At 66.5% G+C, this 25,839-nt stretch carries 29 protein-coding genes; 19 read left to right on the top strand and 10 right to left on the bottom strand.

Annotation, left to right across the window (positions count from 1 at the left end; genetic code table 11):
• Positions 1–3 precede the first annotated feature (3 nt).
• The 3 genes from ACPT9U_RS04940 to ACPT9U_RS04930 all read left to right on the top strand — a co-directional run bounded on the left by ACPT9U_RS04940 (position 4) and on the right by ACPT9U_RS04930 (position 2,286).
• Positions 4–1,143: a toxic anion resistance protein gene (locus tag ACPT9U_RS04940; RefSeq protein WP_435750093.1), complete on the top strand. Its 1,140-nt coding sequence runs from the start codon at positions 4–6 to the stop codon at positions 1,141–1,143.
• Positions 1,144–1,166: 23 nt separating this feature from the next.
• Positions 1,167–1,970, top strand: coding sequence for an alpha/beta fold hydrolase (locus ACPT9U_RS04935; RefSeq protein ID WP_435750092.1), 804 nt, complete (start codon positions 1,167–1,169; stop codon positions 1,968–1,970).
• A 91-nt stretch (positions 1,971–2,061) separates the two neighbouring features.
• Positions 2,062–2,286: an OST-HTH/LOTUS domain-containing protein gene (locus tag ACPT9U_RS04930; RefSeq protein ID WP_435750091.1), complete on the top strand. Its 225-nt coding sequence runs from the start codon at positions 2,062–2,064 to the stop codon at positions 2,284–2,286.
• A gap of 167 nt (positions 2,287–2,453) precedes the next feature.
• Here ACPT9U_RS04930 and ACPT9U_RS04925 read toward each other — a convergent pair whose 3' ends face one another.
• From ACPT9U_RS04925 to ACPT9U_RS04895, 7 genes are all read right to left on the bottom strand, one after another.
• A complete protein-coding gene (locus ACPT9U_RS04925) occupies positions 2,454–2,762 on the bottom strand; it encodes a type II toxin-antitoxin system RelE/ParE family toxin (protein WP_435750090.1) in 309 nt (102 codons plus the stop codon).
• Between the two features lie 2 nt (positions 2,763–2,764).
• Entirely contained in the window at positions 2,765–3,049 is a 285-nt protein-coding gene (locus ACPT9U_RS04920; protein WP_435750089.1) for a CopG family transcriptional regulator, read from the bottom strand.
• A 508-nt stretch (positions 3,050–3,557) separates the two neighbouring features.
• Entirely contained in the window at positions 3,558–4,781 is a 1,224-nt protein-coding gene (gene hemW / locus ACPT9U_RS04915) for a radical SAM family heme chaperone HemW (RefSeq protein ID WP_435750088.1), read from the bottom strand.
• A 10-nt stretch (positions 4,782–4,791) separates the two neighbouring features.
• Positions 4,792–5,397, bottom strand: coding sequence for an RdgB/HAM1 family non-canonical purine NTP pyrophosphatase (rdgB, locus tag ACPT9U_RS04910; RefSeq protein ID WP_435750087.1), 606 nt, complete (start codon positions 5,395–5,397; stop codon positions 4,792–4,794).
• Positions 5,398–5,423: 26 nt separating this feature from the next.
• Complete coding sequence (gene rph, locus ACPT9U_RS04905) at positions 5,424–6,155, bottom strand: ribonuclease PH (protein ID WP_418364033.1); 732 nt, start codon at positions 6,153–6,155, stop codon at positions 5,424–5,426.
• A gap of 11 nt (positions 6,156–6,166) precedes the next feature.
• Complete coding sequence (locus tag ACPT9U_RS04900; RefSeq protein ID WP_418364032.1) at positions 6,167–7,084, bottom strand: PP2C family protein-serine/threonine phosphatase; 918 nt, start codon at positions 7,082–7,084, stop codon at positions 6,167–6,169.
• A 12-nt stretch (positions 7,085–7,096) separates the two neighbouring features.
• Complete coding sequence (locus ACPT9U_RS04895; protein WP_435750086.1) at positions 7,097–8,044, bottom strand: serine/threonine protein kinase; 948 nt, start codon at positions 8,042–8,044, stop codon at positions 7,097–7,099.
• A gap of 92 nt (positions 8,045–8,136) precedes the next feature.
• Here ACPT9U_RS04895 and ACPT9U_RS04890 point away from each other — a divergent pair, with 92 nt between their 5' ends.
• The 4 genes from ACPT9U_RS04890 (at position 8,137) to ACPT9U_RS04875 (ending at position 12,136) form a co-directional block, all read left to right on the top strand.
• The gene (locus tag ACPT9U_RS04890) at positions 8,137–9,003 is read left to right on the top strand and encodes a YicC/YloC family endoribonuclease (protein WP_435750085.1); all 867 of its coding nucleotides are present in this window, start codon (positions 8,137–8,139) and stop codon (positions 9,001–9,003) included.
• A gap of 75 nt (positions 9,004–9,078) precedes the next feature.
• Positions 9,079–9,693 carry a guanylate kinase gene (gmk, locus tag ACPT9U_RS04885; protein ID WP_435750084.1) on the top strand — a complete coding sequence of 205 codons (615 nt, stop codon included), beginning with the start codon at positions 9,079–9,081 and terminating at the stop codon, positions 9,691–9,693.
• A gap of 2 nt (positions 9,694–9,695) precedes the next feature.
• The gene (gene rpoZ, locus ACPT9U_RS04880; RefSeq protein WP_418364028.1) at positions 9,696–9,911 is read left to right on the top strand and encodes a DNA-directed RNA polymerase subunit omega; all 216 of its coding nucleotides are present in this window, start codon (positions 9,696–9,698) and stop codon (positions 9,909–9,911) included.
• Between the two features lie 17 nt (positions 9,912–9,928).
• Positions 9,929–12,136 carry a RelA/SpoT family protein gene (locus tag ACPT9U_RS04875; RefSeq protein WP_418364027.1) on the top strand — a complete coding sequence of 736 codons (2,208 nt, stop codon included), beginning with the start codon at positions 9,929–9,931 and terminating at the stop codon, positions 12,134–12,136.
• 28 nt (positions 12,137–12,164) lie between these two features.
• Here ACPT9U_RS04875 and ACPT9U_RS04870 read toward each other — a convergent pair whose 3' ends face one another.
• On the bottom strand, positions 12,165–13,859 hold the full coding sequence (locus ACPT9U_RS04870; RefSeq protein ID WP_435750083.1) for a diguanylate cyclase: 1,695 nt from the start codon (positions 13,857–13,859) through the stop codon (positions 12,165–12,167).
• A 194-nt stretch (positions 13,860–14,053) separates the two neighbouring features.
• On the opposite strand from ACPT9U_RS04870, the gene ACPT9U_RS04865 reads away from it, so the two are divergent.
• A complete protein-coding gene (locus ACPT9U_RS04865; RefSeq protein WP_435750082.1) occupies positions 14,054–14,242 on the top strand; it encodes a DUF3460 family protein in 189 nt (62 codons plus the stop codon).
• A gap of 56 nt (positions 14,243–14,298) precedes the next feature.
• Positions 14,299–15,747 (top strand): exonuclease domain-containing protein, encoded by a 1,449-nt coding sequence (locus tag ACPT9U_RS04860; RefSeq protein WP_418364024.1) that lies wholly within the window; start codon positions 14,299–14,301, stop codon positions 15,745–15,747.
• Positions 15,748–15,772: 25 nt separating this feature from the next.
• Here ACPT9U_RS04860 and ACPT9U_RS04855 read toward each other — a convergent pair whose 3' ends face one another.
• Complete coding sequence (locus ACPT9U_RS04855; RefSeq protein WP_418364023.1) at positions 15,773–16,468, bottom strand: Crp/Fnr family transcriptional regulator; 696 nt, start codon at positions 16,466–16,468, stop codon at positions 15,773–15,775.
• Positions 16,469–16,768: 300 nt separating this feature from the next.
• Here ACPT9U_RS04855 and narL point away from each other — a divergent pair, with 300 nt between their 5' ends.
• The 10 genes from narL to ccmI all read left to right on the top strand — a co-directional run bounded on the left by narL (position 16,769) and on the right by ccmI (position 24,650).
• Positions 16,769–17,413, top strand: a complete 645-nt coding sequence (narL, locus tag ACPT9U_RS04850) for a two-component system response regulator NarL (protein WP_418364022.1) — start codon at positions 16,769–16,771, stop codon at positions 17,411–17,413.
• Between the two features lie 72 nt (positions 17,414–17,485).
• Complete coding sequence (ccmA, locus tag ACPT9U_RS04845) at positions 17,486–18,112, top strand: cytochrome c biogenesis heme-transporting ATPase CcmA (RefSeq protein ID WP_435750081.1); 627 nt, start codon at positions 17,486–17,488, stop codon at positions 18,110–18,112.
• Entirely contained in the window at positions 18,106–18,774 is a 669-nt protein-coding gene (gene ccmB, locus ACPT9U_RS04840; RefSeq protein WP_435750080.1) for a heme exporter protein CcmB, read from the top strand. Before ccmA ends, ccmB begins: the two co-directional genes overlap by 7 nt.
• A 57-nt stretch (positions 18,775–18,831) precedes the next feature.
• The gene (gene ccmC, locus ACPT9U_RS04835) at positions 18,832–19,620 is read left to right on the top strand and encodes a heme ABC transporter permease CcmC (RefSeq protein ID WP_418364019.1); all 789 of its coding nucleotides are present in this window, start codon (positions 18,832–18,834) and stop codon (positions 19,618–19,620) included.
• Positions 19,620–19,853, top strand: coding sequence for a heme exporter protein CcmD (ccmD, locus tag ACPT9U_RS04830; protein WP_418364018.1), 234 nt, complete (start codon positions 19,620–19,622; stop codon positions 19,851–19,853). The genes ccmC and ccmD overlap by 1 nt, the downstream gene beginning before the upstream one ends.
• Positions 19,850–20,293, top strand: coding sequence for a cytochrome c maturation protein CcmE (gene ccmE, locus ACPT9U_RS04825; protein ID WP_418364017.1), 444 nt, complete (start codon positions 19,850–19,852; stop codon positions 20,291–20,293). The genes ccmD and ccmE overlap by 4 nt, the downstream gene beginning before the upstream one ends.
• Position 20,294: 1 nt before the next feature.
• The gene (locus tag ACPT9U_RS04820) at positions 20,295–22,277 is read left to right on the top strand and encodes a heme lyase CcmF/NrfE family subunit (RefSeq protein ID WP_435750079.1); all 1,983 of its coding nucleotides are present in this window, start codon (positions 20,295–20,297) and stop codon (positions 22,275–22,277) included.
• 21 nt (positions 22,278–22,298) lie between these two features.
• Complete coding sequence (locus tag ACPT9U_RS04815; RefSeq protein WP_418364015.1) at positions 22,299–22,892, top strand: DsbE family thiol:disulfide interchange protein; 594 nt, start codon at positions 22,299–22,301, stop codon at positions 22,890–22,892.
• 40 nt (positions 22,893–22,932) lie between these two features.
• Complete coding sequence (locus tag ACPT9U_RS04810; protein WP_418364093.1) at positions 22,933–23,427, top strand: cytochrome c-type biogenesis protein; 495 nt, start codon at positions 22,933–22,935, stop codon at positions 23,425–23,427.
• Positions 23,424–24,650 (top strand): c-type cytochrome biogenesis protein CcmI, encoded by a 1,227-nt coding sequence (gene ccmI / locus ACPT9U_RS04805; protein ID WP_418364014.1) that lies wholly within the window; start codon positions 23,424–23,426, stop codon positions 24,648–24,650. Before ACPT9U_RS04810 ends, ccmI begins: the two co-directional genes overlap by 4 nt.
• 51 nt (positions 24,651–24,701) lie before the next feature.
• Here ccmI and alr read toward each other — a convergent pair whose 3' ends face one another.
• Entirely contained in the window at positions 24,702–25,763 is a 1,062-nt protein-coding gene (alr, locus tag ACPT9U_RS04800) for an alanine racemase (RefSeq protein WP_435750078.1), read from the bottom strand.
• Positions 25,764–25,839: the final 76 nt, after the last annotated feature.

Genomic DNA, 25,839 nt, shown 5'->3' with positions numbered 1-25,839 from the left:
GCAATGAGCCTGTCACTGCCCCCGATCGAGGACATCGCGCGCGAAACGGTTCCGCCGCAGCCTGTGGAGAGGCCCGAAGACCCCGAGCTTGCGGTCACCGCCGACGCCTTCGTGCGCGACGCCCTTGCCGCCGATGAGGCCGAGCGCCAGCGCCAGCGCGAGGCGGTGGACACCATGGGCGTCGAGCTGCAGCGCCAGGCGGCGTGGCGCAGCGAGATGCTGCAGGCACCGATCCGCAAGCTTGCCCACCAGGGCGACGAAGGCGGTCCGGTGGCGCAGGCGCTGATCGCACTGCGCGACAAGATGCAGGACCTCGACCCCGCCCGCCAGCAGCTGAGCGGCGAAGGATTGTCACGCGCGCTGTCCTTCATCCCCGGCGTCGGCAAGCCGATGCAGCGCTACTTCCAGAAGTACGAGAAGGCGCAGGACGCGCTCGACGCAATCATTCGCGACCTACAGGCTGGCGCCGACATGCTGCGCCGCGACAACCTCACCCTCGCCGACGATCAGCAGTCGTTGCGCGCCATCCTCGCGCAGCTCGAACGCCAGGTCGAACTCGGCCGCATGATCGACCGCCGCTTGGCGCGCGAGGCTGCCTCCGCCACGCTGCCCGCGCCGCGGCGCGCCTTCGTCGAGGAGGAACTCCTCTTCCCGCTGCGGCAGCGCATCGTAGACCTGCAGCAACAGGTCGCGGTGAGCCAGCAAGGCGTGCTCGCGCTCGAGGTCGTCATCCGCAACAACCGCGAGCTCATCCGCGGCGTGGATCGCGCGATCAACGTCACCGTGTCGGCGCTCAACGTCGCCGTCACCGTCGCCCTCGGCCTGGCCAACCAGCGCCTGGTGCTTGACCGCGTCGCCGCGCTCAACGAGACGACCTCGGCGCTCATCGCCGGTACCGCGCAGGCGCTGCGCACCCAGGGCGTGGATATCCAGAAGCGTGCGGCCTCGACCATGCTCGACATGGGCCAGCTCGAGCAGGCCTTCGCCGACGTGATCGGTGCCATTGATGACCTGTCGCGCTACCGCCAGGACGCCCTGCCCAAGCTCGATGCCCAGATCGACCGCCTCGCCGCGCTGGCCAGCCAGGGCGAACAGGCGATCCGCCGCATGGATGAGGGCAATCGCGTCGAGTCGAAGCCCTGACAACCCGCCCCGAGCCTCCTCGCATGAACATCCGATTGCCGCACACCACCAGCCAGGACGCCTGGGTCGAGGGTCGTCACGGCCGCCTTTTCGTCCGTAGCTGGGCGCCGACCGAGTCCTTGCCGGGGGCGCCCATTCTGCTGCTGCACGACTCGCTGGGGAGTGTCGAGCTCTGGCGCGGGTTTCCCGCAGCGCTGTGCAAGGCCACCGGGCGCCGGGTGGTGGCCTATGACCGCTGCGGCTTCGGCCATTCCGACCCGCATCCCGGTACGCTCGCGCTCGACTTCATCGCCCGCGAGGCGGAGGGCGACTTCGCAGCCGTCATCGACCAGCTCGGCATCGCGCGTTTCATCGTCTTTGGTCATAGCGTCGGCGGTGGAATGGCGGTGAATTGCGCCGCGCACCACGGTGCGGCCTGCGTCGCCCTGATCACCGAATCGGCCCAGGCCTTCGTCGAGGACCGTACCGTTGCCGGGCTGGAGGATGCGCGCGCCCTGTTCAGCGACCCGGGCCAGGTTGAGCGTCTCAAGCGCTACCACGGGGACAAGGCGCGCTGGGTGCTCGACGCCTGGATCGAAACCTGGCTGCACCCGGACTTCGCGGCCTGGTCGCTGTGCGCCGTGCTGCCGCAGGTTACCTGCCCGAGCCTGGTCATTCACGGCGTCGATGACGAATACGGCTCACCCGCTCACCCGCAACTGATCACCGAGCGCAGTGCCGGGCCGGCGCGGCTGGAGTTGATGGCCGATACGTGCCACGTCCCGCATCGTGAGCGCGAGGCGAAAGTCGTCGCCATGGTCCGCTCCTTCGTCGCCACGGTGGGCTGAACCGGCGCCCCGGTCGGAGTGGCCCGCCGCCGGGTCTGCGGTCACGCCTACAACGACGATGGAGCGCCCGGCTTTTCCGACCGATTTTCTGATGGAGGCGCTCGAGAAATCGGCTGACGATTCTGGATGGGCTCATCTCGGCACGTTCGGCAGTTACCTGCAGAAAATCCAGCCGGATTTCGACTCGCGGCTTCACGGATTCAAGAAGCTGTCCGATCTGGTGCGGGGGCGGGATGATCTGTTCCTGACCGAGGAGTGGAACGCGCCGGGTGGTACGAGCAAGGTGCTCTATATTCGGGCGAGGAAGAAGCAGTAGAGACTCGTTGCGGCGTTTGCAGCGAACGCACACGTTCGGCCACAAGCAGGCGTAGCCGCATGGAAGAATCTGGTAACGCGAATAATGTTCAACTTATCCGGAACCTGCCACTCGGGGCGTCCAGGCCGACCGCGAAAGGCGGTGACGCCGTTACGGTGGCAAGCGTATTACCCGGCCGAATCCCGCTCGACGTACCCGGCCTCACGCTGGCTCCGTATCGCCAGCACGAACACCGTATCAATCTCGGGCACATAGCGATACAAGGCTACATACCCATGTGAACGACGACCAATCACCAGCTCGCGCTTGGCATTCGCCACCAGACGACCGATCGACGGGTTCTGCACCAGAACTTCCAAGGCAGCAATGATTTCGCCAATGCGCTGCCCAGGATCTGCTACCTCGTACTTGGTCAGATGATCGAGGATACGATCAAAATCCTCTGCAACCTCCGGCGCCAACTCGATGCAGGACACCTTCAGCGTGCCAGTTTGCGCGCAACAGGGCGTTTCGCTGCCTTGCCGGCCATGTGCGCTTCCAGATAGCCGCGCATTTCCTGCCACGGGATGGTCTTACCGGTGACCACAATGCGTTCATAGCGAGCTTCCGCTACTGCATCGAAATCAGCACGACGTTCCGCCTGCTCGGTCTTCTCGGCGATCGCTTGGAGAATGAAGCCATGAGCCGTCATTCCGGCGTGCTTTGCAGCAGTTGCAAGTCGGGCTTTCAGCTCATCCGGCAGGCGAATGGTGGTCGTGGGCATGGCAAACTCCGTAGTGTGGTACCGAAAGTCAATGTAGCACCTCGGTGCTACATTGCGCAAACAGTGAGTTCGTACATGTCTGAGCTGGCGAGACGACGCATCCAGACAATCTTGCCCGCAAGCTGTCAGCGCGTTTGAAAATGTCATCAAGCGGCTTTGGGTCGGGTCGAGACAGCCAGGGGCGGGTTGTACCCCCACGCAGGTCGGGGCTGCAAGTCTCAGTCCGGCCAAAACAGGCCACATGAATGGCGCTTCGATGAGCGGGCCGTGATTGCTGGGCCTTGGCGTCTCGGCCGATCGCTGCCAGGCGATGGCGTCAGGGGCCTGCATCCAGGCGGGAATGTCGCGCCGGCCGTGCAGTATGCGCAAGACATCGATGTGATCCGTTCGCACACGTACTCGCTACGGGTGCTGTAGCCCCGCTCGCCGACCCGCTCATCGACAAGGGATTTCAGGCTGTTGGGCAAGGAAACACTCCTCGACGCCCCCCTCGCAAGATGCAGGGTGTTCAAACCTTCAGAAACACCTGCAGCAACTCGTTCAGAAACCGACGCCCCTGCAGCGTCGGCCGCAATTGCCCCCCTGCCATCTCCAGCAGCCCGCGTTCGCGCGCCTGCGCGAGCTCGTCGGCGATCGCCTCGATCGGCACGCCGGTGCGTGCTGCGAACAGCTTCGCCGGCACGCCTTCGGTGAGGCGCAGCGCGTTCATCATGAACTCGAAGGGCAACTCCGCCACCGACACCTCGCGCGCTTCCTGGATAAAGTCGCCGCTCGCCGCGCCTTCGAGGTAGCGCCCGGGGTGTTTGTGGCGCATCTCGCGGCGGATGCCCTCGTGGCTGGAGAGCTTGCCGTGGGCGCCGGGGCCGATGCCGAGGTAGTCGCCGAAGGTCCAGTAGTTGAGATTGTGGCGGCTTTGCTCGTGCGGGCGGGCGAAGGCGGAGGTCTCGTAGTGTTCGAAGCCGGCCTCGGCCAGGCGGGCTTCGATCGCCTCCTGCATGTCGGCGGCGCTGTCGTCGTCGGGCAGCGGTGGCGGGTTGTGCGCGAAGGGGGTGTTGGGCTCGAGGGTGAGGTGGTAGCAGGACAGGTGCTGCACGCCGAAGCTGATCGCGGTCTCCAGGTCGGCGAGCGCCCTGTCCAGGGTCTGGCCGGGCAGGGCATACATCAGGTCGAGGTTGACGCGCTCGAAGTGGGTGCACGCCGCGTCGATCGCACGCCGCGCATCAAGGCCGCCGTGGATGCGGCCTATCTTTGCCAGCATGGTGTCGTCGAAGCTCTGGACGCCGAGCGACAGGCGATTGACGCCGGCGGCGCGGTAGTCGCGGAAGCGTTCGGCTTCCACTGTCCCGGGGTTGGCTTCCAGGGTGATCTCGGCGAGCGGGTCGAGCGGCAACAGCATGCGGATGCCGGTGAGCAGACCGTCGAGCGTGGCCGCCGACATCAGGCTGGGGGTGCCGCCACCGATGAAGACGCTGTGCACCCGCCGCCCCCAGACCTGGGGCAGGGCGTGCTGCAGGTCGGCGAGCACTGCGTCCAGCCAGGCCTGTTCGGGGATGCCGCCCTCGCGTGGAGCGTGCGAGTTGAAGTCGCAGTAGGGACACTTCTTCACGCACCAGGGGAAATGCACGTACAAGGACAGCGGCGGCGGGGATTCGAGTTGTGGGCGTTCGGGCAGCGGCAGGGCGCGCGCCGGCGTGGTGAGCGGCGTCAGCGGGATGGTGCGGCGGGTGGTCACGGCGGCGGGGTCAGAGCGGATGTGCGGCAAGCCGGTCGAGCAGGTGGCGCATGGCGGCGCCACGGTGGCTGAGGGTGTTCTTGAGCGCGGAGTCGAGTTCGGCAGCGGTCTGCTCCAGTTCGGGGACCCAGAACAGCGGGTCGTAGCCGAAGCCGCCCTCGCCGCGCGCGGCGGTGAGGATCTCGCCGTGCCATTCGCCGTCGGCGATGAGCGGGCGGGGGTCTTCGGCGTGGCGCACCAGCACCACCGCCGAGTAGAAGTAGGCGCGGCGCTGGGCGGGCTCGGTGAGATGGGCGAGCTTGTCCAGCAGCAGGGCGTTGTTGCGCGCGTCCGACTTGGGCTCACCGGCGAAGCGGGCGGAGATCACGCCCGGTGCGCCGCCGAGCGCCTCGACGCACAGGCCGGAGTCGTCCGCCACCGCGGGCAGGCCGGTGGCGGACGCGGCGTGGCGGGCCTTGGCAAGCGCGTTCTCGACGAAGCTGGGGTGCGGCTCTTCGGCCTCGCCCACGCCGAACACGGACTGCGGGACGACCTCGATGCCGAGCGGGGCGAGCAGGGCCTGCATCTCTGCGGCCTTCTTGGCGTTGTTGCTGGCGAGGACGAGTCGTTTGCTCATGCGATGGTGCTCCTGGCGCGAGGGGGTCAGGCCTTGGGGATGGCGGCGTGCAGCACTGCGCGCTGCAGTTCGAAAAGCTGACGCCCGCCGCGTTCGGCGAGGTCGAGCAGGGCGTTGAGTTCGGTGCGCGAGAAGGCCGCGCCTTCGGCGGTGCCCTGGACTTCGATCAGGCCGCCGCTCTCGGTCATCACCACGTTCATGTCGGTGTCGCAGTCGGAGTCCTCGGCGTAGTCGAGGTCGAGCACGGGCACACCCTGGTGGATGCCCACCGACACTGCGGCGACGAGCTCGCGCATCGGGTTGTGGGCGAGCTTGCCGGCGGTGATCAGGCCGACGAGCGCGTCATGTACGGCGACACAGGCGCCGGTGATGGCGGCGGTGCGGGTGCCCCCGTCGGCCTGCAGCACGTCGCAGTCGACGACGATCTGACGCTCGCCGAGCGCGACCAGGTCAACCACTGCGCGCAGGCTGCGACCGATCAGGCGCTGGATCTCCTGGGTGCGCCCGCTCTGCTTGCCCTTGGCGGCCTCGCGCGCGCTGCGGGTGTGGGTGGCGCGCGGCAGCATGCCATATTCGGCGGTTACCCAGCCCTGGCCCTTGCCGCGCAGGAAGGGGGGCAAGCTCTCTTCGACGCTGGCGGTGCACAGCACGCGTGTGGCGCCGAACTCGACCAGCACCGAGCCTTCGGCGTGGCAGGTGAAACCGCGGGTGAGGCGGACGTCGCGGAGCTGGTCGGGGTGTCGCTGGCTGGGTCGCATGGGGATTCCTGTCAATTCTGGTCGAACTTGCGGATGGTTTCGTTGATCTCGCGGATGGCGCGCTCGATCTCGTCCTCGTCGAGATCGGCGCCGCCGTTGCTGGCGCTGCCCGAGCCGAGGCGGGTGCTGAACATGTCCATCTCCATGGTGCGCGTGGAAATTGCGTCTACCGTTGCCGGGCCGAGGTTGTTCTCGTCGTGCCAGCACATCGCCACCATGGAGAGATTGTCTGCACTCGGGCCAGCGATATGCTCAGCCTGGTCCATGAGCTGAGGTGCAGCCTGACCGAGCGGGCCATTGGTGAGCCCGGTGACGAGGCGGTCGTCCCCCACGGGCCCCCACACGCCGTCGCTGCACAGGGCGATGATGTCGCCATCGCACAGTGGCGTGCGCGGCGAGTGCTCGACCTGGGGTTGGTGCGTGCCGCCCAGACAGGAGTAGACCCGATTGCGGCCGGGGTGGTGCTGTGCGTCCTCGGGGCGCAGCAAACCCTGATCCACGAGCATCTGCGTGCGCGAATGGTCGCGCGTGCGTGTGACCATGTGGCCGCGGCGCAGCAGGTACAGCCGGGAGTCGCCCGCGTGCGCCCAAAATGCCGCACCGTGCTGGATCACGCAGGCGACGATGGTGGTCCGGGGCGCCTCGGCCAGGCCGCGATCGAGCGTATGGTCAAGGATGGCATGGTGCGCGTTGGTGAGCGCCCGTGACAGGAACAGCGAGGGGTCGGCGAGCATGGGCCGCGCTTCGCGCTGGAAGGCGAGCGCGATGTGCTGTACCGCGACGTGGGCGGCCAGTTCGCCGTGCTGGTGTCCGCCCATGCCGTCGGCCACCACCAGCAGCAGCGCATCGCGCGAATAGCAGTGCGCGATGCGGTCCTGGTTGTTGCTGCGCTGGCCGACTCGGCTTTCCTGATAGATGGTGAAGCGCATGGTTACACGGCCTCAGTTGCGGGCGATGAAGGACTTCAGGCGGCTGCCTAGGTCCGAAAACCACTTCTCCGGCCGGTCCGCCCCGCGTTGACGGTGAACCAGTGCCTTCTGCAGCGCATATACGCTTTGTGGGCGTTTGAGCGGATCGAGCAGCAAGGTCCAGTCGATCAGTTCGAGCAGCTGGTTCTGGTAGCGGCCCGCGTGGGTGCGGACCAGGGGCTGCAAGGTGTCGTGCTGGGTACGCTCGTCGGCGCGCGGCGGGGCGCTGCCGGTGACGCAGGCGTACAGGCTGGCACCCACGCTGTAGATGTCGGTCCAGGGGCCGAGCTGGGCGCTCTTCTCGTATTGCTCGGGCGCGGCGTAGCCCGGCGTGTACATCGGCTTGAGGACGGGCTGGTCGGTGAGCAGGGTCTGGCGGGCGGCGCCGAAATCGAGCAGCACCGGGGTGCCGTCGGTGCGCAGGTAGATGTTCGAGGGCTTGATGTCCAGGTGCAGCAGCTTGTGCGAATGCACCTCGCGCAGGCCGTTGAGCATGCGCGCGAACACCGCGCGAAGCATGCCTTCCTTGATCTCGCCGCGGTGCTTCTGGATGTACTCGTGCAGCGTGCGGCCGCGCTCGAACTGCATGACCATGTACACCGTGCCGTTGGCGCGGAAGAAGTTGAGCACGCGTACGACGTTGGGGTGCATCAGCTTGGCGAGGGCGCGGCCTTCCTCGAAGAAGCACTTCATGCCGTAGCGGAAAGCCGCGCGGTGCTCCTCCGGGACCTGCGGTTCGGTCTCGCCTTCCTTGCGCAGCGCAAGGGAGTTGGGCAGGTATTCCTTGATCGCGACCGGGGTGCCTTCGGTGTCGTAGGCGAGGTAGACGATGGAAAACCCGCCCAGCGACAGTTGTCGCTCGATGCGGTACTGGTCGAGCTGGAAGCCCTGTGGCAGCGCGCAATTGGCTTGAGGCGGCATCTTCGGGGGCGCTAGAATCGGAACCTTCGCGGTTTCATTTCACAGAGGAACGCCCAGTTTAATCGATGGGGCGGTGTTCCCGGAGCGCTTCAATGGTCCAAAGCATGACAGGTTTCGCGGTTCAGACGCGAGACTTGGGCAGTATCAGCCTTCATCTCGAGCTGCGCAGCGTCAATTCGCGTTATCTCGACCTGGGATTCCGCATCGTCGACGATCTGCGTGCGGCCGAGCCGGCCATTCGCGAGCGGATCACGGCCCGCCTCGGGCGCGGCAAGGTCGAGTGCAGGCTCAATCTCCAGGCCGGGCACAGTGCGCCGCGCAGCATGGCGCTCAATGCCGCGCTCCTCGATCAACTGGCCGAGGCCCAGGCGACCCTGCGCGCGCGCTTCGCCGACGCCGCGCCGCTCAGCGTAAACGAACTGCTGCGCTGGCCCGGCATGCTCGCCGACGACAGCCTTGGCTTTGACGAGATGCTGCCGGCGATCGTCCAACTCGCCGAAGCCGCGCTCGACGACATGGTGGCGACGCGTCGTCGCGAAGGCGAGAAGCTCGCTGACATGATCCGTGAGCGGGTGGCGCGCATGCGCGAGCTGGTCGCCCAGGCGACGCCGCGCATGCCGGCCGTGGTCGCCGAATACCAGGAGCGCCTCACCGCACGACTGCGCGATGCGGTCGCCAGCCTGGACGAGGATCGTGTCCGCCAGGAGGTCGCGCTCTACGCCCAGCGTATCGATGTCGATGAGGAGTTGACCCGGCTTGCGACGCATCTTGATGAGGTCGAGCGCATCCTCAAGGCTGGCGGCGCAGCCGGCAAACGGCTCGACTTCCTGATGCAGGAGCTGAACCGCGAAGCCAACACCCTGGCCTCCAAATCGCCTGCAACCGACATCACCGGCATCGCCATGGAGATGAAGGTGCTCATCGAGCAGATGCGCGAGCAGGTGCAGAACCTGGAGTGAGCGCTCGCGCTCCAGCCAGACCGCGCCGCATAGCGCGCGCGGGCGACCGCCCTAAGCCAAACGAGGACGCGCACCATGCCGGGAACCCTCTTCATCGTCACCGCACCGTCGGGCGCCGGCAAGACCACGCTGGTGCGCGGCCTGCTGCAGCGCGATCGACGCGTGCAGCTGTCCATCTCCTATACCACGCGCGCACCGCGGCAGGGCGAGCAGGATGGGCGCGAGTATCACTTCGTGGATGTGCCGACCTTCCGCAGCCTGCGCGATCGCGGCGAGTTCCTCGAGTGGGCCGAGGTGCACGGAAACTACTACGCCACGTCGAAGGTCTGGTTGAAGGAGCAGATCGCGGCGGGGCGTGACACCTTGCTCGAGATCGACTGGCAGGGTGCGCAACAGGTTCGCAAGCATTTCACCGATGCGGTGGGCGTGTTCATCATGCCGCCGTCGATGGAGGCGCTCGAGTCCCGCCTGCGCGGGCGTAACACCGACAGCGACGAGGTCATCAGCCGCCGCCTGCTCGGTGCGCGCGGAGAGATGCGCCATGTCGCCGAATTCGACTACGTTATAATCAACGACGAAATCGATGCCGCGCTCGACGATCTGGTCGCCGTAGTGCGCGCTGCGCGTTTGCGTTATGCGAACCAGCATTTGCGGCATCCCGAATATTTCGCCTTTCTCGAACAGGACTGAACATGGCCCGCATCACCGTAGAAGACTGCCTGAAGAAGATTCCGAACCGCTTCCAGCTCACGCTGGCGGCGACCTACCGTGCCCGCCAGCTCACCGCCGGCGGCACGCCGCAGATCGAGCTCGACCCGCAGGACAAGGACAAACCCACCGTCGTCGCACTGCGTGAAGTTGCGGCAGGCAAGGTCGGCCTCGAGATGCTCAATCGCGGTCAGGCCTGATTCCGCCCGGGGGTTGCATGAAAGCCGCAGACGCGAGCCCAGCCCCCCAATCCTTCCGCCCGCCGGTGTCGAGCGTGCTCGCGCTCGACTTCCAGCAACTCAAGGCCAAGCTGCAGACCTACCTCAAGCCCGAGGACGTTGGCCGGGTCGAAGCGGCCTATCATTTTTCCGCCGATGCCCATGCCGGGCAGTTCCGCGTCAGCGGTGAGCCCTATGTCAGCCACCCGGTGGCGGTGTGCTCGCTGGTGGCGGACTGGCACCTCGACTCGCAGGCGCTGATTGCGGCGCTCCTCCACGACGTGATGGAGGACACGCACATCAGCAAGGCCGAGATCGCCGAACGCTTCGGCAAGATCGCCGCCGAGCTGGTAGATGGGCTCTCCAAGCTCGACAAGATCGAGTTTCGCTCGCACGAGGAGGCGCAGGCGGAGAACTTCCGCAAGATGCTGCTGGCGATGGCGAGCGATCTGCGCGTCATCCTCATCAAGCTCGCCGACCGCCTGCACAACATGCGCACGCTGGACCACATGCGTCCGGCCAAGCGCCGCCGCATCGCCAACGAGACGCTCGAGATCTATGCGCCGATCGCCAACCGGCTCGGGCTCAACGACCTCTTCCGCGAACTCCAGGAACTGTCGTTCCAGAACAAGTACCCGCTGCGCTACGAGGTGCTCGCCAAGGCGATCCGCGCCGCACGCGGCAACCGCCGAGAAGTGGTGGGCAAGATCCTCTCCAGCATCGAGGAGCGCCTCGCGCAGTGGGGCATCGCCGCGGAAGTGCAGGGGCGCGAGAAGCACCTCTATGGCATCTACCGCAAGATGGTCGAGAAGCACCTGTCCTTCTCGCAGGTGCTCGACATCTACGGCTTCCGCGTCATCGTCAATGATGTGCCCAGCTGCTATCTGGCGCTGGGCGCGCTGCACTCGATGTACAAGCCGGTGCCGGGCAAGTTCAAGGACTACCTGGCGATCCCCAAGGCAAACGGTTACCAGAGCCTGCACACGACACTGATCGGCCCCTTCGGCATGCCGGTCGAGGTGCAGATCCGCAACCGCGAGATGCACCACATCGCAGAGACCGGCGTGGCCTCGCACTGGCTGTACAAGGAAGACGAGAAAACCCTCACCGAACTGCAGCAGAAGACGCACTCCTGGCTGCAGTCCCTGCTCGAGTTGCAGTCCACGTCGGGCGAGGCCACCGAATTCCTCGAGCACGTAAAGATCGACCTGTTCCCGGGCGAGGTATACGTGTTCTCGCCGATGGGCAAGATCTTCTCCATGCCCAAGGGCTCGACCCCGGTCGACTTCGCCTACGCGGTGCACACCGACGTGGGCAACCGCTGCGTGGCCTGTCGCGTCAACGGCGACCTCATGCCCCTGCGCAGCGAGTTGCGCAACGGAGACCAGGTCGAGATCATCACCGCAGCGCATGCCAACCCCAACCCGGCCTGGCTGGCCTATGCCCGTACCGGCAAGGCGCGCGCGCAGATCCGCCATTTCCTTAAGAACGCGCAGCAGGACGAGGCGGTTGCGCTTGGCGAGCGCCTGCTCAACCAGGCGCTGCGTCCGCATGGGCTTACGCTGGGGCAGATTTCCACCTTTGCCTGGGACCGCTTCCTGCGCGACCGGGGCGTACGGCACAAGCGTGACCTGTTCTCCGATCTCGGTCTGGGCAAGCGCCTGCCTGCGATCATCGCCCGCCGCCTTGCCGAGGCGCAGGACATGGAGTCGGGGCGCCCGGACGTCGTCAAGCCCAAGCCCGCCGGGGCGATCACCATCCGTGGTTCGGAAGGGGTGGCTGTTCAGCTGGCGCGCTGCTGCCATCCGATCCCGGGAGATCCCATCATCGGCACCCTGCGCAAGGGGCAGGGCCTTGAGGTGCATACGCACGACTGCCCCAATGTGGCGCGCCTGCGTGGCGACCGTGGACGCTGGGTCGATGTCGAATGGGAGCACTTGACCGACGACCGCCTGTTCGACGTCGGCATCCGGGTGCTCAGCCGCAATGCGCGTGGTGTGCTCGCGCGCGTGGCCAACGCCATCGCCGAGGAAGACTGCAATATCCAGGGCGTGTCCATGGAAAGCGAGCAGGGCGACTACACGGCGCTGAGCTTTACCGTCCAGGTTCGCGACCGCATGCACCTGGCGCGGGTGATGCGCGAGGTGCGGCGGCTGCCGGATGTGGTGCGAATCGGTAGGGTGAAGGGCGACGGTCGCGTGGGCTGATCCTGCGCGAGCGTCCCCGTCGGCTGTTTCAGCCGCTGACCACGACCCGGTTGCGTCCCTGATTCTTTGCCCGGTACAAGGCCTCGTCGGCGCGGAGCAGGGCGTGTTCGTCGCTTTCACCCGGCTGGGCCAGATAGGCCCCGATGCTGAGCGTGATTGGCCGGCCATTGGCCAGGCTCAATGTGTGCTCGGCCTCGGCGCGTATGCGTTCGCTCAACGTGACCAGCGCCGTACGATCGCAGGGCGTCAGCAGCACCAGGAACTCGTCGCCACCCCAACGCGCCGCACTGTCGTAGGGGCGGATCTGGCTACGCAGGAGCTGGGCGACGCTGGTCAGCGCACGATCACCCTCTGCATGGCCCAGCATGTCGTTGATCTGCTTGAAGTGGTCGACGTCGATCCAGATGATGCCGAGCGCGCTGTGCTGGCGAGCGCTGCGGCTAAGCTCTTCGACGATCAGCTCGGTCATGCCGCGCCGGTTGGTCAGGCCGGTGAGGTCGTCGATGCGCGCAAGGCGGTTGAGCGCCTCGGTCCTTTCCTGCACCCGGTGTTCGAGCTCGGCGTGGGTGCTGCGAACCGCGTTGGCCATGGCCTCAAAATGCTGGATCAGCTTGCCGACCTCGCCCTTGCCCGAGGGAAGGGCGACGGGGTCCGGGTCGCCGTCGCGTACCTGCAGGATTGCGCGCTCGAGTGCGCCGAGGGGTCTGAAGATCAGGCGGGTCATGCTCAGATGCACGATGGCCAGCGTTACCAGCAGCGCAGCGCTGAAGGCGAGCGCCGCCACGTTCAGGCTGCTGACCGGCATCAGTACGTCGAGGTCGAGCAGCGTGATCTCGAACCAGTCGAGCTCGGGAAGGTAGGCGATCCCCGCCAGATTGCGCTCGCCACCCACCTTGACGAAGTGGCTCAGGACGGTCATGGGCAGGGCTCCACTTGCGCGCAGCTGCGCCATCATCGCACGCAGCTGTGCGCGGTCCTCCTCGCGCTCGAGGAGCCGGTCCACCGTCTTCTTCTCTGCTGCCTGCTTGACGATGCTGGCGTAGTCGATCAGCTCACGGTCGCGGAAGAGCTGGATGGCCCCGCTATGATCGACAAAGAGCGTGCTGACGCCCGGAGGCGAGACGTCGATCACATCGCGGATGAAGCCGTCGAGCTCCAGGCCCGTACCGACCACGCCGAGAATGTGGCCGTCATCGCCGCGGATCAGCACATCGATCCAGAGTTTGGTGACGCCGAGCGGGACGTCCGGATTGATGTTGAGGTGAAAGTCGCGCTGTTCGCGGATCAGGGTGAAGAACCAGGCGTCGGCCGGCTCGCTCTCCTTGAGGTGGTAGCGCAGCGGCGCCTCCCCGAATTCGTTGGCCGCATTATTGTGGTAGTAAGCCCCCGTTTTGCGCAGGGCGACGAAATAGCTACGGTCCTGGAAGTTGTTGCGGAAGCTCTCCATCTCCGCCAGAGCCTCGGTGTATAGCGCGACATCGTCCGGATTCTGCGCCCAGCGGCGCAGCACCTGTGAGTGCGCCATCTGGCGGGCAAGCGCAATCTCACGCCCGATCGGCTGCAGCAGGCGCGCGCTGTCGTAGCGCACCTGGGTCTCGGCCAGGCGGACGCCCCAGTGCTCGATGATGCGCTCGGCCGCGCGCTGGAACAACGCGAAGGCTACGGCTGACGCTGTCAGCATGAGCAGCGCGGTAAGCAGCAGGAATCGGGTTCTCAGGTTCATGTATGCGAAGTCTGTGGCGTGACGGGCGCTGTTGGATCCGGCCAGGTCCGTGAGGCGTGGCGCTGGAGCATGCTGTCCGCGTGGCGGCGCAGTATGCGCTGGGTCGAATATAACTAGCCTATCATCAAGCCGGTATCCCGTGCCCTGCCTTCTGCGTGCTGCTAAAATCGCGGTCCAACCTCGAGGACCCGATCATGGCGATGTACGAATCCGAGCACACCAAATTCATGCGCGAATGGATGGAGAAGCATCCCGAAGAGCGCGCAGAGCAGAAGACGGGCCGTGCCTTGTGGTGGGACAAGCCGCAGAGCGTCGAGGAGCAGCAGCGCCTGGCGGCCGCGCGTGTGCCGGTGAAGTCGTACTATTACGACGCCAACCACTGAGCCGCGGCCTGAAGGATTCGCTTGCGGCTGTTCGATTCCGTCTGCGGCCCTGACGCATGAGTCTGCCGCGGCGATTCGCCATCATCGATGTCGAGAGCACCGGTGCGCATCCGGTGCGCGACCGCATCACCGAGATCGCCATCCTGCGCGTGGAGGACGGAGAGGTGCGTGCGCGCTGGGAAAGCCTGATCGCGCCCGGCCAGCCGATTCCGCCACTGATCGAGGAAGTCACCGGTATCTCCGATGCCATGGTCGCCGATGCGCCGACCTTTGATACGGTGGCGGACAAGGTTGCAGGACTACTCGAGGGCTGCGTCTTTGTCGCCCATAGTGCACGCTTCGATTTTGGCTTCATCAAGAACGCGTTTGAGCGCATCGGTCGGAGCTTCGACGCCGAGGTGCTGTGCACGGTGAAGCTCTCGCGCGCGCTATACCCACAGCATCACAAGCACGGACTGGACGCACTCATCGAGCGTCACGGGCTGGTGTGTACGATCCGCCATCGTGCGATGGGCGATGTGGATGTGCTGTGGCAGTTCGTCCGTCAGGTGCAGGCGGCGTTTCCGGAGGAGATCCTCGCGCGTGCAGTGGCGCGAGCCATGAAGGCGCCTGCCCAGCCGCCGGGGCTGGCCGAAGGCGAGTTGGAGGCCATACCCGACGTGCCCGGGCTGTACCTGTTCTACGCCGAGCCTGAAGCCATGGCCGGGCGGCGCGAGGTGCCGCTGTTCGTGGGACGTGCGCAGAGCCTGCGCGCACGGGTGCGCGAGCATTTCGGTGCGGCGGCGCGCAAGGGTCGGGACGCGGAACTGGCTGCGCGGGTGCGTCGCGTCGAGTGGGTCGAGACGGCCGGCGAGCTCGACACGTCGCTGCGCGAAGCAGCTCTGCTGCGCAATTTCCAGCCCCGCTTCAACCGCCCGCATGAGCCCGCGGATGGCGCTTTTGCGCTTCGCCTGCTGCCCAACCGGAAGCGTCCGCCGATCTTCGAGGCCGTGCCGGTGGCCGGCACGGATCCGGCCGCATGGAGTGGTCAATATGGTGTGTTCCGCAATCGGCGCGAAGCGGACAATGTGCTGCGCGAGCTTGCGATGCTGTACCGCCTGTGCCCGCAAAGGCTGGGCCTGGAGGGCGGGACGGGGCCGTGTTCCGCGCACGGGTCCCGGCGCTGTGCGGGCGTTTGTGCACGGCGTGAAAGCGCCGCCGAGCACGACGCGCGCCTGGCAGGTGCCCTCGAAGGGGTCGGGCCGAGGGCTTGGCCGTGGGGTGGAGCAGTGGCGGTCGAGGAGACGCATGCAGTGAGCGGGCGGCACCGACTTCAGTTGTTCGACCGCTGGTGCCACTTGGGCAGCGTGGATGCCGAAGCGGGCGAAGTCGCACTACGCGAGCGCGCTGTCACCACGCCGCGCTGCTTCGATGTCGACCTGTGGCGCATGTTTGCTCGCTGGCTCGCCGTGCCGGCACACCTGGCTCAGGTCCGGCCGCTCGAGCCGTCCGCGGTGGCGCGCTGAGGCGTGCTGTGCTCCAGATTGTCGTTCAGTGTGCCGCGCAGTCGCGCAGCGCCGACAACTTGTTGAGGACCATGCTGCGTCGACCGCGCTGCTGGATCATGCCGTCGCGCGCGAGCTGGGCGAGGATGCGCGAGAGGGTCTCCGGGGTCAGGTTAAGCTGCGCGGCGATGGTCTGCTTGTCGGTGTCGAGCCGGATCTCGCAGCACTCAGCGTCGTCCGGGGCCAGCCGGGTCAGGTAGTGCGCTACCCGTTGTGTGCCGCTGAGCTGGAACTGAACCTGCATCGTGGACATGAGGTCGTAGCTCGCAGCGGCGAGATGAGCCGCCATGGACACCGAGAAGGCCGTCGAGGTCACCATCGCCTCTCTCAGCGATGCGGTAGGTACGAGCAGAAGCTCGCTTGTGCACATGGCCTGGGCGTTGGCGAGGTGTGGACGGTTGAGCAACGCCGCCTCCTCGCCGAAAAAGCTGCCCGGCTCAGCGAGGCGAACAATCTTCTCGCCACCGGACGGTGACAGGATGAAGCATTTCACTCTGCCGGAAAGCACGATGTGGATGCCGCGCGGACAGGACTCCTGTTGGGTGAGCAGTTCGCCGCGCGCAGCATGAATCGGGCGTGTCGCGGCCTGGATGCGGGCGCGCTCCTGGCTGTCGAGCATGTTGAAGGGCGCGCAGCGTGCGAGAAGGTCGGTCGTGTCGATGTAGGGGACGGTCTGTGCCATGCGGGTCTCCTGCGGACGGCTACGAACTCTCTGTAGATTAGACGACCATCGCTTGCGTGTACGTCAAATGCGATTGGTATAAAAGCAGAGCGTGATGTAATGCATACCTCTTTGGAGGTATGTATATGTAAAGTCAAGACTATGAATAATTGGCGTTTATACAATTTGGCAGGCGCATGAGCCGGCCTGAACAGGTGAAAGGGGTATGTCTACAGCGCCAGCAAAAAGGGTCGTATGCCACTGCGCGAAGGTCCCGTCCTGTACCGGCCGTCGTTCCATGGACGCTGGAGGCCTCGCCTGATGCTCCGCTGCAGAAGCGTGCTGATCCTCGACGACCACCCCTTGTTCAGGCAGGGCATGGTGCAACTCCTTCATCAGGCTCCTGACATGCATGTCGCGGCCGAGGCCGCCGGCAGTACGGACAGCCTGAACCTTGCCTTGTCTCTGGATCCGGATCTCGTCCTGCTCGACCTCGCGATGCGGGAACTGAGCGGTCTCGAGGCCCTGCGGGCCATGCGCGCAGCGCGACTGAGGGCGAAGGTCGTAATCGTTACCGCCTCGGACTCGGGTGAGGACGTGGTTGCGGCCCTGCGCTGCGGAGTGGACGGTTACCTGCTGAAGGACATGGCGCCGGAAGCCATGCTTGAGGCGCTGCGGGCGATAGTTGAGGGGCGGGTGGTGATTCCCGAGCAGTTGAATCAGCTTCTCGTTGCCGCGCTGCGCAGCGAATCGCGCCCGCAGTCGCCCGAGGCTGCGGGTCTCACCGAGCAGGAAACGCGTATCCTCGAGAAAATCGCCACGGGCCTGTCCAACAAGGAGATCGGCCGCGAACTCGACATCACCGAGGGCACAGTGAAGGTGCATGTGAAGCACATCCTGCGCAAGCTGGCATTGCGTTCGCGCGTGGAGGCGGCGGTGTGGGCCGTGGAGCGGATGCGGGTGTGAGGCCATGTTCCCGCTCCCCGCAGGGCCGGCAGGATGGCGCGACCGGCCACGCCTGTGGTTCAATCCGTCCCCATGCTCGAAGTCGCTGATCTCGCCTGCCTGAAGGGTGACCGCCTGCTGTTTCGCGAACTCGCCTTCCGCCTGCAGGCGGGCGGGTTGCTGCGCGTCGCCGGTCCCAACGGCGTCGGCAAGACCAGTCTGTTGCGACTGGTGACCGGGCTCGCAATGCCTGAGGCGGGGGAGGTGTGCTGGCGTGGCGCTTCGATCCGCCGCGAGCGAGAGGCCTTTCATGGCGAGTTGCTCTATCTCGGACATGCGCCCGCGCTCAACGACCTGCTGACTCCGCTCGAGAACCTCCGCTTTGCCTGCGCCGCATCGGGTGACCGGGCCGAAGCGCAGGCCTGCATCGACGCGCTGGTGCGCATCGGGCTGGAGGACCAGCTCGACCTGCCCGCTCGCGTGCTGTCTCAAGGCCAGCGCCGGCGCGTGGGGCTGGCGCGACTCTTTCTGTCCGCCCGCCGTCCGCTTTGGGTGCTCGACGAGCCCTTCACCGCACTCGACGTCCATGCGGTGGCCGACCTTGCCGCGACGCTTTCGGATCACTGCACTGCGGGTGGCATGGTGATGCTCACCACGCATCAGGATGCGCCCTTCGCGCGCCCGCCCGAGGTGCTCGACGTGGGGGCCTTCGCATGCTGAGCACCTTCTTCGCGGTGCTGCGCCGCGACCTACTGCTCGCCTGGCGCGGTCGTGCCGACGTGCTGGTGACGCTGGCCTTCTTCGTCATCGTGGTGTGTTTGTTTCCCTTCGGCGTGGGCGCCGAGCCCAACCAGCTGCGCGCGATTGCGCCGGGCGTGCTGTGGGTTGCTGCACTGCTCGCCTGCTTGCTGTCGCTGCACCGGCTGTTCGCCCAGGACTACGTGGACGGAACTCTGGAGCAACTTCTCCTGTCCAGGGAACCGGCTGCCCTGTGGGTGATGGCCAAGGTGTTGGCTTTCTGGATCAGCACTGGGCTGCCGGTGGTGGCGGTGGCGCCGGGCATGGCTTTGCTGCTTGACCTGGAGCAAGGCGGTTTGCCAGTGCTGGTACTAAGTTTGGCGCTCGGTACGCCGATCCTCGCACTGCTGGGTGCGGTGGGTGCGGCGCTGACCCTGGGCCTGCGTGGCGGCGGCATGTTGCTGGCGTTGCTGGTGCTGCCGCTGTTCGTGCCAGTGCTGATCTTCGGCGCTGGGGCGGTTGAGGCAGAGCTTTCCGGTACGGGCGCGGCGGCACACCTGCTGCTTTTGGGAGGTGGGCTTGCGGGTGCGCTGGCACTGGCACCGCTAGCCTGTGCCGCTGCATTGAGAATATCGACCGATTGACGACTGGGTCGGGGCGCCGAGGCGGCCCGACCGACCGAGTGAGCGAAGTATCCGAGCATGACAAGACCCGAACGCGGCCGCAGCCTCTGGCGCTTCGCCGCGCCGCAACACTTTTATCCCCTCGCGGGCCGTCTCGCGCCTTGGTTCGCTGCGCTCGCGGTGGCGCTCACGCTCGTGGGTCTGTGGCTGGGGTTCTTCGTCGCGCCCACCGATGCGACGCAGGGGCAGGTTTATCGCGTCATCTTCATCCACGTGCCGGCGGCCTGGATGTCCATGTTCATCTACCTGATCATGGCCTTCTGGTCGGCGGTGGGGCTGATTATGAACACGCGGTTGTCCTTCGTGATGAGCCAGGCGCTGGCGCCCACCGGGGCCATGTTCTGCTTCGTCGCGTTATGGACGGGAGCGCTGTGGGGCAAGCCCACCTGGGGCGCGTACTGGGTGTGGGACGCGCGACTTACCTCGCAGTTGCTGCTGCTCTTCCTTTATTTCGGCTTCATCGCGCTCACGCGTGCCATCGAGGACCCGCGCCGCGGCGACCGCGCTGGCGCCATCATCGCCCTGGTCGGTGCGGTGAACGTGCCGATCATCTATTTCTCGGTGCAGTGGTGGAACACCCTGCACCAGGGCGCCTCGGTGAGCCTGAACAAGGCGCCGTCGATGGCCGCGACCATGCTTGCCGGCATGCTGGTGATGGCGATCGCTTCGTGGATGTACACGATCGCGGTGGTGCTGTGGCGGGTGCGGCCGATGATCCTCGAGCGTGAGCGCCACACCGAATGGGTGGCGACCGAGCTCGACAGGCTGGCGCCGGCCGGTGCCCTCAACAGCGGAGGACGTGCCTGATGCAGTGGCAGTGGGAGAGCTGGTCCGCGTTCTGGGACATGGATGGCGCCGCCTTTTTCGTCTGGGGCAGCTATGGCGTCACTTTTGCTTTGATCGCGCTGGAACTCGTGCTCGTGTTCCAGCGTCGGAAGGACACGGTTCGCCGCCTGCTGCGCTGGCGGCGTGCGGTCGGCAAGGATTCAGCAAAGCGTAACGGCGAAGGCCTCGTGCCCGCCATGGAGTCGGAACAATGAAAGCTCGTAGCAAGCGTCTGATGCTCGTGGGTGGAGGCGTCGCACTGCTCGTCGCCGCGGTGGCCCTCGTGCTGAGCGCCTTCCAGCAGAACCTGGTGTTCTTCCATACGCCGTCCGAGGTTGCCGAAGGCAAGGCGCCGGTGGGCAAGACCTTCCGTATCGGCGGCATGGTCGAGGATGGCTCGATCGCACGCGAGGCCGATGGCGTCACGGTGCGGTTCGCCATCACCGACACTGCCAAGGTCATCCCGGTGACCTACAAGGGCACGCTCCCCGACCTCTTCAAGGAGGGCAAGGGCGCCGTGGTGCAGGGCAAGCTCGAGGCCGGCGTGTTCCGCGCCAGCGAGGTGCTCGCCAAGCACGACGAGAACTACATGCCGCCCGAAGCTGCGCACGCCGTGGAGCAGGCGCAGAAAGCCGCACAGACGCTGAGCCAGTGACATGATTCCCGAACTCGGACATTTCGCCCTCATCCTCGCGCTGGTGCTCTCGCTGGTGCAGGCGGTGGTGCCGCTGGTCGGCGCGCATCGCAACAGCATGGCCCTGATGGCTGTCGGTCGCCCGGCAGCGCAGGGCCAGTTCTTCTTCATCGTCTTCAGCTACGTCTGCCTGACCTGGGCCTTCGTCACCAGCGACTTCTCGGTCCAACTCGCGGCGACCAACTCGCACAGCGCCACGCCGCTGATGTACAAAATCACCGGCGTGTGGGGCAACCACGAGGGTTCGCTGCTGCTGTGGGCGATGTCGCTGGCGCTGTGGACGGTGGCGGTGACGGTGTTCTCGCGCCACCTGCCCGAAGCCTTCATGGCGCGCGTGCTCGGCGTGCTCGGCTGGGTCAGCGCGGGCTTCATCTCCTTCACGCTGGTCACCTCCAATCCCTTCGACCGCCTGCTCCCGGGTGCGGGCGAGGGGCGCGACCTCAACCCGCTGCTGCAGGACCCGGGGATGATCATCCACCCGCCGCTGCTCTACATGGGCTACGTCGGCTTCTCGGTGGCTTTCGCGTTCGCGATCGCGGCGCTGCTCTCGGGCCGGCTCGACGCCGCCTGGGCGCGCTGGTCGCGGCCGTGGACCACGATCGCGTGGGTGTTCCTCACCGCCGGCATCGCGGTCGGTTCCGGCTGGGCCTACTACGAGCTCGGCTGGGGTGGCTGGTGGTTCTGGGATCCGGTGGAGAACGCTTCCTTCATGCCCTGGCTGCTCGGCACCGCGCTGATGCACTCGCTCGCCGTCACCGAAAAGCGCGGGGCCTTCCGCAGCTGGACGGTGCTGCTGGCGATCGGCGCCTTCTCGCTGTCGCTGCTCGGCACCTTCCTTGTCCGTTCGGGCGTCATCACCAGCGTGCATGCCTTCGCAACCGACCCCAAGCGTGGCCTCTATATCCTCGCGTTGCTGGTGATCGTGATTGGCTTTTCGCTGCTGCTGTACGCGATGCGCGCGAACAAACTGACCGGCGGTGGCAGCTTCGCCCTGGTGTCGCGAGAGACCTCGCTGCTGGCGAACAACGTGCTGCTCACAGTGGCCTCGGCATCGGTGCTGCTCGGCACGCTCTATCCGCTCTTCCTTGACGCGCTCAACCTCGGCAAGATCTCGGTCGGCCCACCCTATTTCGAGGCGGTGTTCGTGCCGCTGATGACACCGGTGGTGGTGCTGATGATGTTCGGCCCCTTCCTGCGGTGGAAGGACGACGACCTGCTTGCTGCCGTGCGCAAGGTGGCGCCGGCATTCATCGCCAGCGTGATCATCGGCGTCGGCACGGCGGTGGCGGTGGATCATCTGACCTGGCGCACGGCGCTTGGCCTGTCGCTTGCGGCCTGGGTCGTGCTTGCCAGCCTCCAGTTGCTCGCGCGCCGGCTCAAGGACCGCGCCGGCGCATCCGCCGGGGTGCGCCTGCGCTTGATCACCGCGTCGTGGTGGGGCATGTGGCTGGCGCACCTGGGTGTGGGCGTGTTCATCATCGGCGTGACGATGGTCGGCAGCCTGGATCGTCACATCGACGTGAAGATGCTCGAAGGCCAGCATGCCGAACTTGCTGGCTATACCTTCGTTTTCCGCGGCGCCGAGGAGATCGAGGGGCCGAACTACACCGCCGCGCGCGGGCGGATCGAGCTGGTGCGAGACGGCGAGGTCATGGACACCCTGACGCCTGAAAAGCGCCTGTACTGGGCGCAGGGCATGCCGATGACCGAGGCCTCGCTCAACATTGGTCCCTTCCGCGACGTCTATGTCTCGCTCGGCGAGCAGCTCGAGGACGGCGCCTGGATCGTCAGCCTCTACTACAAGCCCTTCATCAGCTGGATCTGGCTGGGCTGCGTGCTGATGGGTCTGGGCGGGATCTTCGCCGCCGCGGACGTCCGCTACCGTCGCCTTGCCGCGCGTGATGCAGGGGCGGTTGCGGGACAACGCGTTGCGGCCTCGGCCTGAGCGCGATTTGCAAGGACTTCCATGAAAGCCAAGTTTCTCGTTCCTCTGCTGCTCTTTTTCGGCCTGGCCGGTTTCCTCGCCTTCGGCCTCACCCTCAATCCGCGCGAGGTGCCCTCGCCGCTGATCGACAAGCCTGCACCGAAATTCAGCCTCGCACGCCTCGATGCCCCCGAGACCCAGTTCTCCCTCGAGGAGATGCGCGGCGAGGTGTGGCTGCTCAACGTGTGGGCATCCTGGTGCGTGGCCTGCCGGCAGGAGCACCCGCTGCTGGTGCGCATGGCGCAGGACAAGGTCGTGCCGGTGGTGGGGCTGAACTATAAGGAGGTGCGCGGTGACGGCGCGATCAACGCTCGTGGTCTGTCGCTCGAGGCCGAGACCTCCATGGCCGTGGAGCGCGCGCAGCGCTGGCTTGGCGACCACGGCAATCCCTACATGGTCTCGGTGATGGACATCGATGGCCGGGTCGGTATCGACTTTGGCGTCTATGGCGTGCCCGAGACCTTCCTCATCGACCGCGAAGGTCGCATCCGATACAAGCACATCGGTCCGATCACGCCTGATTCGCTACAGAACGTGTTGATGCCCAAGATCGAGGAGCTGCGCCGTGCGGGCTGAGCACATGCCGTCCTTCCTGCGTCGTTCCCTCGCCTGGCTGATGCTGGGCGCCGCGCTGGGCCTCGCTCCCGCGAGCCACGCGGCCGACGCTGATCCCTCGGTAGCGCCTACGGTGGCTGCCGATCCGCAACTGGAAGCAGACACCATGGAGCTGTCGCACAAGTTGCGCTGCCTGGTGTGCCAGAACCAGTCCATCGCCGAATCCAACGCCCCGCTCGCCGTCGATCTGCGCAACCAGGTGCGTGAACAGCTCGCCACTGGCAAGAGCAAGGATGACGTGGTCGAGTATCTCGTCGAGCGCTATGGCGACTTCGTGCTCTACGAGCCGCCTTTCAAGGGCACCACGTTGTTGCTGTGGCTTGGTCCCCTCGCGCTGCTCATCGGCGGCGCCGCTTGGCTGGCGTACCGGCTGCGTAGGCGTAGCGTCGAGCTTGCGGCCGACCGCGGCCTGTCGGCAGCCGACCGTGAGCGCGCGCGTGCGCTGCTCGAGCGCGCCGACGAGCAAGATAACGCATCTCCGGAGTCCCGTTCGTGACCGCTTTCATCGTCTTTGCCGGCCTGCTCCTGGCCGGCGCTCTGCTATTGGTCCTGCCGCCGCTGCTGGGCGTGGGCGCGCGACGCCGCCGCGAGGAGGCGCGCCAGAGTACCGTGGCGCTCAGGGTGCTGCGTGAGCAGCTTGCCGAACTCGACGCCGAACTGGTCGCAGGACAAATCGATGCCGCCAGCCACGCCAAGAGCCGCGAGGAACTCGAGCGCCGCGCGCTGGAAGAGGGTGAGGCCGCGGTCGAGGTAGCGGAGGCCGCAGATACCCGCCCAAGCCGCGCCTGGGCGGTGATGGTGGGCCTGGCCATTCCTGCTGCGGCCATCGGCGCCTACCTGGTGATCGGCGAGCCCGATGCGCTGAACCCCGAGAACGTCGCCACCCAGCAAGGCTTCACGCAGGACCAGATCCAGGACATGGTGGGCTCGCTCGAGGCGCGCCTGAAGGAAGAGCCGGATAACGCCGAAGGCTGGGCCATGCTCGCCCGCACCTATCTGGTGCTCGAGGACCTGCCCAAAGCCTCCACTGCCTATGAGCAGCTCGACCGCGTGGTGCCGAACAATCCCAATGTACTCGCCGACTGGGCGGACGTGGTGGCCGCGATGGAAGGCTTCGATGGCAAGGCGGCCGAACTGGTTCAGCGCGCGCTTGCGGCCGCTCCCGGCCATCCCAAGGCGCTCGCACTGGCCGGCACGGCCGCCTACCAGCGTAAGGACTTCAAGGGGGCGGCGGAGTACTGGGAGCGGATCCTGGTTCAGATCCCCTCCGGTGACGAAGCCGCGGCTGGCGTGCGTGCCAGTATCAACGACGCGCGCGCCAAGGCCGGGATGCCGCCGCTGGGTGAGAACGAAGGTACAGCGCCGGCGGCGGTCGGTGCCTCCGCGCTCAGAGTTGCCGGACGGCTCGAACTCGCCGGGGCGCTGGCGGACCAGGTTGCGGCCGGGGACACAGTGTTCGTCTTCGTGCGCGGCGAGGCGGGCGGTCCGCCGCTGGCTGCGCTGCGCTTCACCGGCGGGGAACTGCCCCTGGCGTTCGACTTCGACGGCGCCACACTCATGATGGGCGATGCAGCGGTGCCCGAGCGCGTGGTGATCGCGGCGCGGGTGGCCAAGGGCGGTGACGCCACTGCGCGTGCGGGTGATCTCGAAGGGGAGAGTGCGCCGGTTGCCCCCGACGCCTCCGGAGTGACGGTGGTCATCGACCGCGTGCGGCAGTGATGCCTGCCGGGATGGCCGCGCCGTCGCCGGCACGGTCATTCCGGAATACCTTCAGTCGCGGTACTCGAAGCGTACGCGCTTCACGTTGCACAGCAGCTCGTAGGCGATCGTGCTTGCGGCCTGCGCCACGGTGTTGACCGCAACCTCATTGCCCCATAGTTCCACCCGGCTGTCGATGCGTGCGCCGGGGTGGTCCGTGAGGTCGACCGTAAGCATGTCCATCGACACCCGCCCGATCACGCGAGACGGCCGTCCGTCCACCGTGACCGGCGTGCCGTCCGGCACCACGCGCGGATAGCCGTCCGCGTAGCCCATGGCGACCAGGCCGATGCGGGTCGGTCGCTGGGCCACGAAGCGCCCGCCATAGCCGAGCGGCTCGCCCGACCCGATCTCCCGTGTCGCCATGACTGCGCTCTCGAGCGTCATCACCGGCTGCAGGCCGTGTGCGGCGTCGGGCATCGGGTCGGCACCGTAGAGCAAAATGCCGGGTCGCGCCCAGTCGCGTCTTGCCTGCGGCCAGCCCAGGACGGCCGCAGAGTTCGCCAGGCTGCGCGCGCCGGGCAGGCCGGCTGTCGCCGCGTCGAAGCGTGTGATCTGCTCCAGCGTTGCCTGCTCGCCAGGCTCATCGGCGCGCGCGAAGTGGGTCATGAGCGTGATTTCGCCCACCCGCTCACAGGCGCGCAGGCGCTGCCAGGCGGCCGAGGTGGTTTCGGGCGTGAAGCCGGCGCGGTTCATGCCGCTATTCACCTTCAGCCAGACCTGCAGCGGATGGTCGAGCGGCGTCGTCTCCAGCATGCGCAGCTGTGCTTCGTGGTGCACCACGATCCAGAGTCGGTGTGCGGCCGCCTGCATCAGCTCGGCGGCGTCGAAAACCCCCTCAAGAAGCAGGATGGGGGCGACGACGCCGGCCTCTCGCAGCGCGAGGGCTTCGTCTAGAAAGGCCACCGCGAAACCGTCCACTTCATCGGCAAGCGCCTGCGCACAGCGCGTGGCCCCATGGCCGTAGGCGTTCGCCTTCACCACGGCAAGCGCCCGACCGCCATGCAGGCGGCGGGCGATGCGGTAGTTGTGGCGTAGCGCGGCGAGGTCGACGAGGGCGCGTGCAGGTCGCATGTGGGCTTCCGGGGGCGGGGCGATACGGGTAAACGCGTGATGGTGCGGGGAAATGCGCTCGCCTGCAATGCCGCTG

It is taken from the genome of Thauera sp. AutoDN2, assembly GCF_051280715.1.
GTDB lineage: Bacteria > Pseudomonadota > Gammaproteobacteria > Burkholderiales > Rhodocyclaceae > Thauera.
The sequence above is the reverse complement of the archived record's forward strand: the minus strand, read 5'-3'. Positions and strand labels throughout refer to the sequence as shown.

What these genes read in the sequence shown, in the direction of transcription:
- ACPT9U_RS04940 (WP_435750093.1), top strand. Translation starts at nt 4, where the DNA reads ATGAGCCTGTCACTGCCCCCGATCGAGGACATCGCGCGCGAAACGGTT.
- ACPT9U_RS04935 (WP_435750092.1), top strand. Translation starts at nt 1,167, where the DNA reads ATGAACATCCGATTGCCGCACACCACCAGCCAGGACGCCTGGGTCGAG.
- ACPT9U_RS04930 (WP_435750091.1), top strand. Translation starts at nt 2,062, where the DNA reads ATGGAGGCGCTCGAGAAATCGGCTGACGATTCTGGATGGGCTCATCTC.
- ACPT9U_RS04920 (WP_435750089.1), bottom strand. Translation starts at nt 3,049, where the DNA reads ATGCCCACGACCACCATTCGCCTGCCGGATGAGCTGAAAGCCCGACTT.
- rdgB (WP_435750087.1), bottom strand. Translation starts at nt 5,397, where the DNA reads ATGAGCAAACGACTCGTCCTCGCCAGCAACAACGCCAAGAAGGCCGCA.
- rph (WP_418364033.1), bottom strand. Translation starts at nt 6,155, where the DNA reads ATGCGACCCAGCCAGCGACACCCCGACCAGCTCCGCGACGTCCGCCTC.
- ACPT9U_RS04900 (WP_418364032.1), bottom strand. Translation starts at nt 7,084, where the DNA reads ATGCGCTTCACCATCTATCAGGAAAGCCGAGTCGGCCAGCGCAGCAAC.
- ACPT9U_RS04895 (WP_435750086.1), bottom strand. Translation starts at nt 8,044, where the DNA reads ATGCCGCCTCAAGCCAATTGCGCGCTGCCACAGGGCTTCCAGCTCGAC.
- ACPT9U_RS04890 (WP_435750085.1), top strand. Translation starts at nt 8,137, where the DNA reads ATGGTCCAAAGCATGACAGGTTTCGCGGTTCAGACGCGAGACTTGGGC.
- gmk (WP_435750084.1), top strand. Translation starts at nt 9,079, where the DNA reads ATGCCGGGAACCCTCTTCATCGTCACCGCACCGTCGGGCGCCGGCAAG.
- rpoZ (WP_418364028.1), top strand. Translation starts at nt 9,696, where the DNA reads ATGGCCCGCATCACCGTAGAAGACTGCCTGAAGAAGATTCCGAACCGC.
- ACPT9U_RS04875 (WP_418364027.1), top strand. Translation starts at nt 9,929, where the DNA reads ATGAAAGCCGCAGACGCGAGCCCAGCCCCCCAATCCTTCCGCCCGCCG.
- ACPT9U_RS04870 (WP_435750083.1), bottom strand. Translation starts at nt 13,859, where the DNA reads ATGAACCTGAGAACCCGATTCCTGCTGCTTACCGCGCTGCTCATGCTG.
- ACPT9U_RS04865 (WP_435750082.1), top strand. Translation starts at nt 14,054, where the DNA reads ATGGCGATGTACGAATCCGAGCACACCAAATTCATGCGCGAATGGATG.
- ACPT9U_RS04860 (WP_418364024.1), top strand. Translation starts at nt 14,299, where the DNA reads ATGAGTCTGCCGCGGCGATTCGCCATCATCGATGTCGAGAGCACCGGT.
- ACPT9U_RS04855 (WP_418364023.1), bottom strand. Translation starts at nt 16,468, where the DNA reads ATGGCACAGACCGTCCCCTACATCGACACGACCGACCTTCTCGCACGC.
- narL (WP_418364022.1), top strand. Translation starts at nt 16,769, where the DNA reads ATGCTCCGCTGCAGAAGCGTGCTGATCCTCGACGACCACCCCTTGTTC.
- ccmA (WP_435750081.1), top strand. Translation starts at nt 17,486, where the DNA reads ATGCTCGAAGTCGCTGATCTCGCCTGCCTGAAGGGTGACCGCCTGCTG.
- ccmB (WP_435750080.1), top strand. Translation starts at nt 18,106, where the DNA reads ATGCTGAGCACCTTCTTCGCGGTGCTGCGCCGCGACCTACTGCTCGCC.
- ccmC (WP_418364019.1), top strand. Translation starts at nt 18,832, where the DNA reads ATGACAAGACCCGAACGCGGCCGCAGCCTCTGGCGCTTCGCCGCGCCG.
- ccmD (WP_418364018.1), top strand. Translation starts at nt 19,620, where the DNA reads ATGCAGTGGCAGTGGGAGAGCTGGTCCGCGTTCTGGGACATGGATGGC.
- ccmE (WP_418364017.1), top strand. Translation starts at nt 19,850, where the DNA reads ATGAAAGCTCGTAGCAAGCGTCTGATGCTCGTGGGTGGAGGCGTCGCA.
- ACPT9U_RS04820 (WP_435750079.1), top strand. Translation starts at nt 20,295, where the DNA reads ATGATTCCCGAACTCGGACATTTCGCCCTCATCCTCGCGCTGGTGCTC.
- ACPT9U_RS04815 (WP_418364015.1), top strand. Translation starts at nt 22,299, where the DNA reads ATGAAAGCCAAGTTTCTCGTTCCTCTGCTGCTCTTTTTCGGCCTGGCC.
- ACPT9U_RS04810 (WP_418364093.1), top strand. Translation starts at nt 22,933, where the DNA reads ATGCTGGGCGCCGCGCTGGGCCTCGCTCCCGCGAGCCACGCGGCCGAC.
- alr (WP_435750078.1), bottom strand. Translation starts at nt 25,763, where the DNA reads ATGCGACCTGCACGCGCCCTCGTCGACCTCGCCGCGCTACGCCACAAC.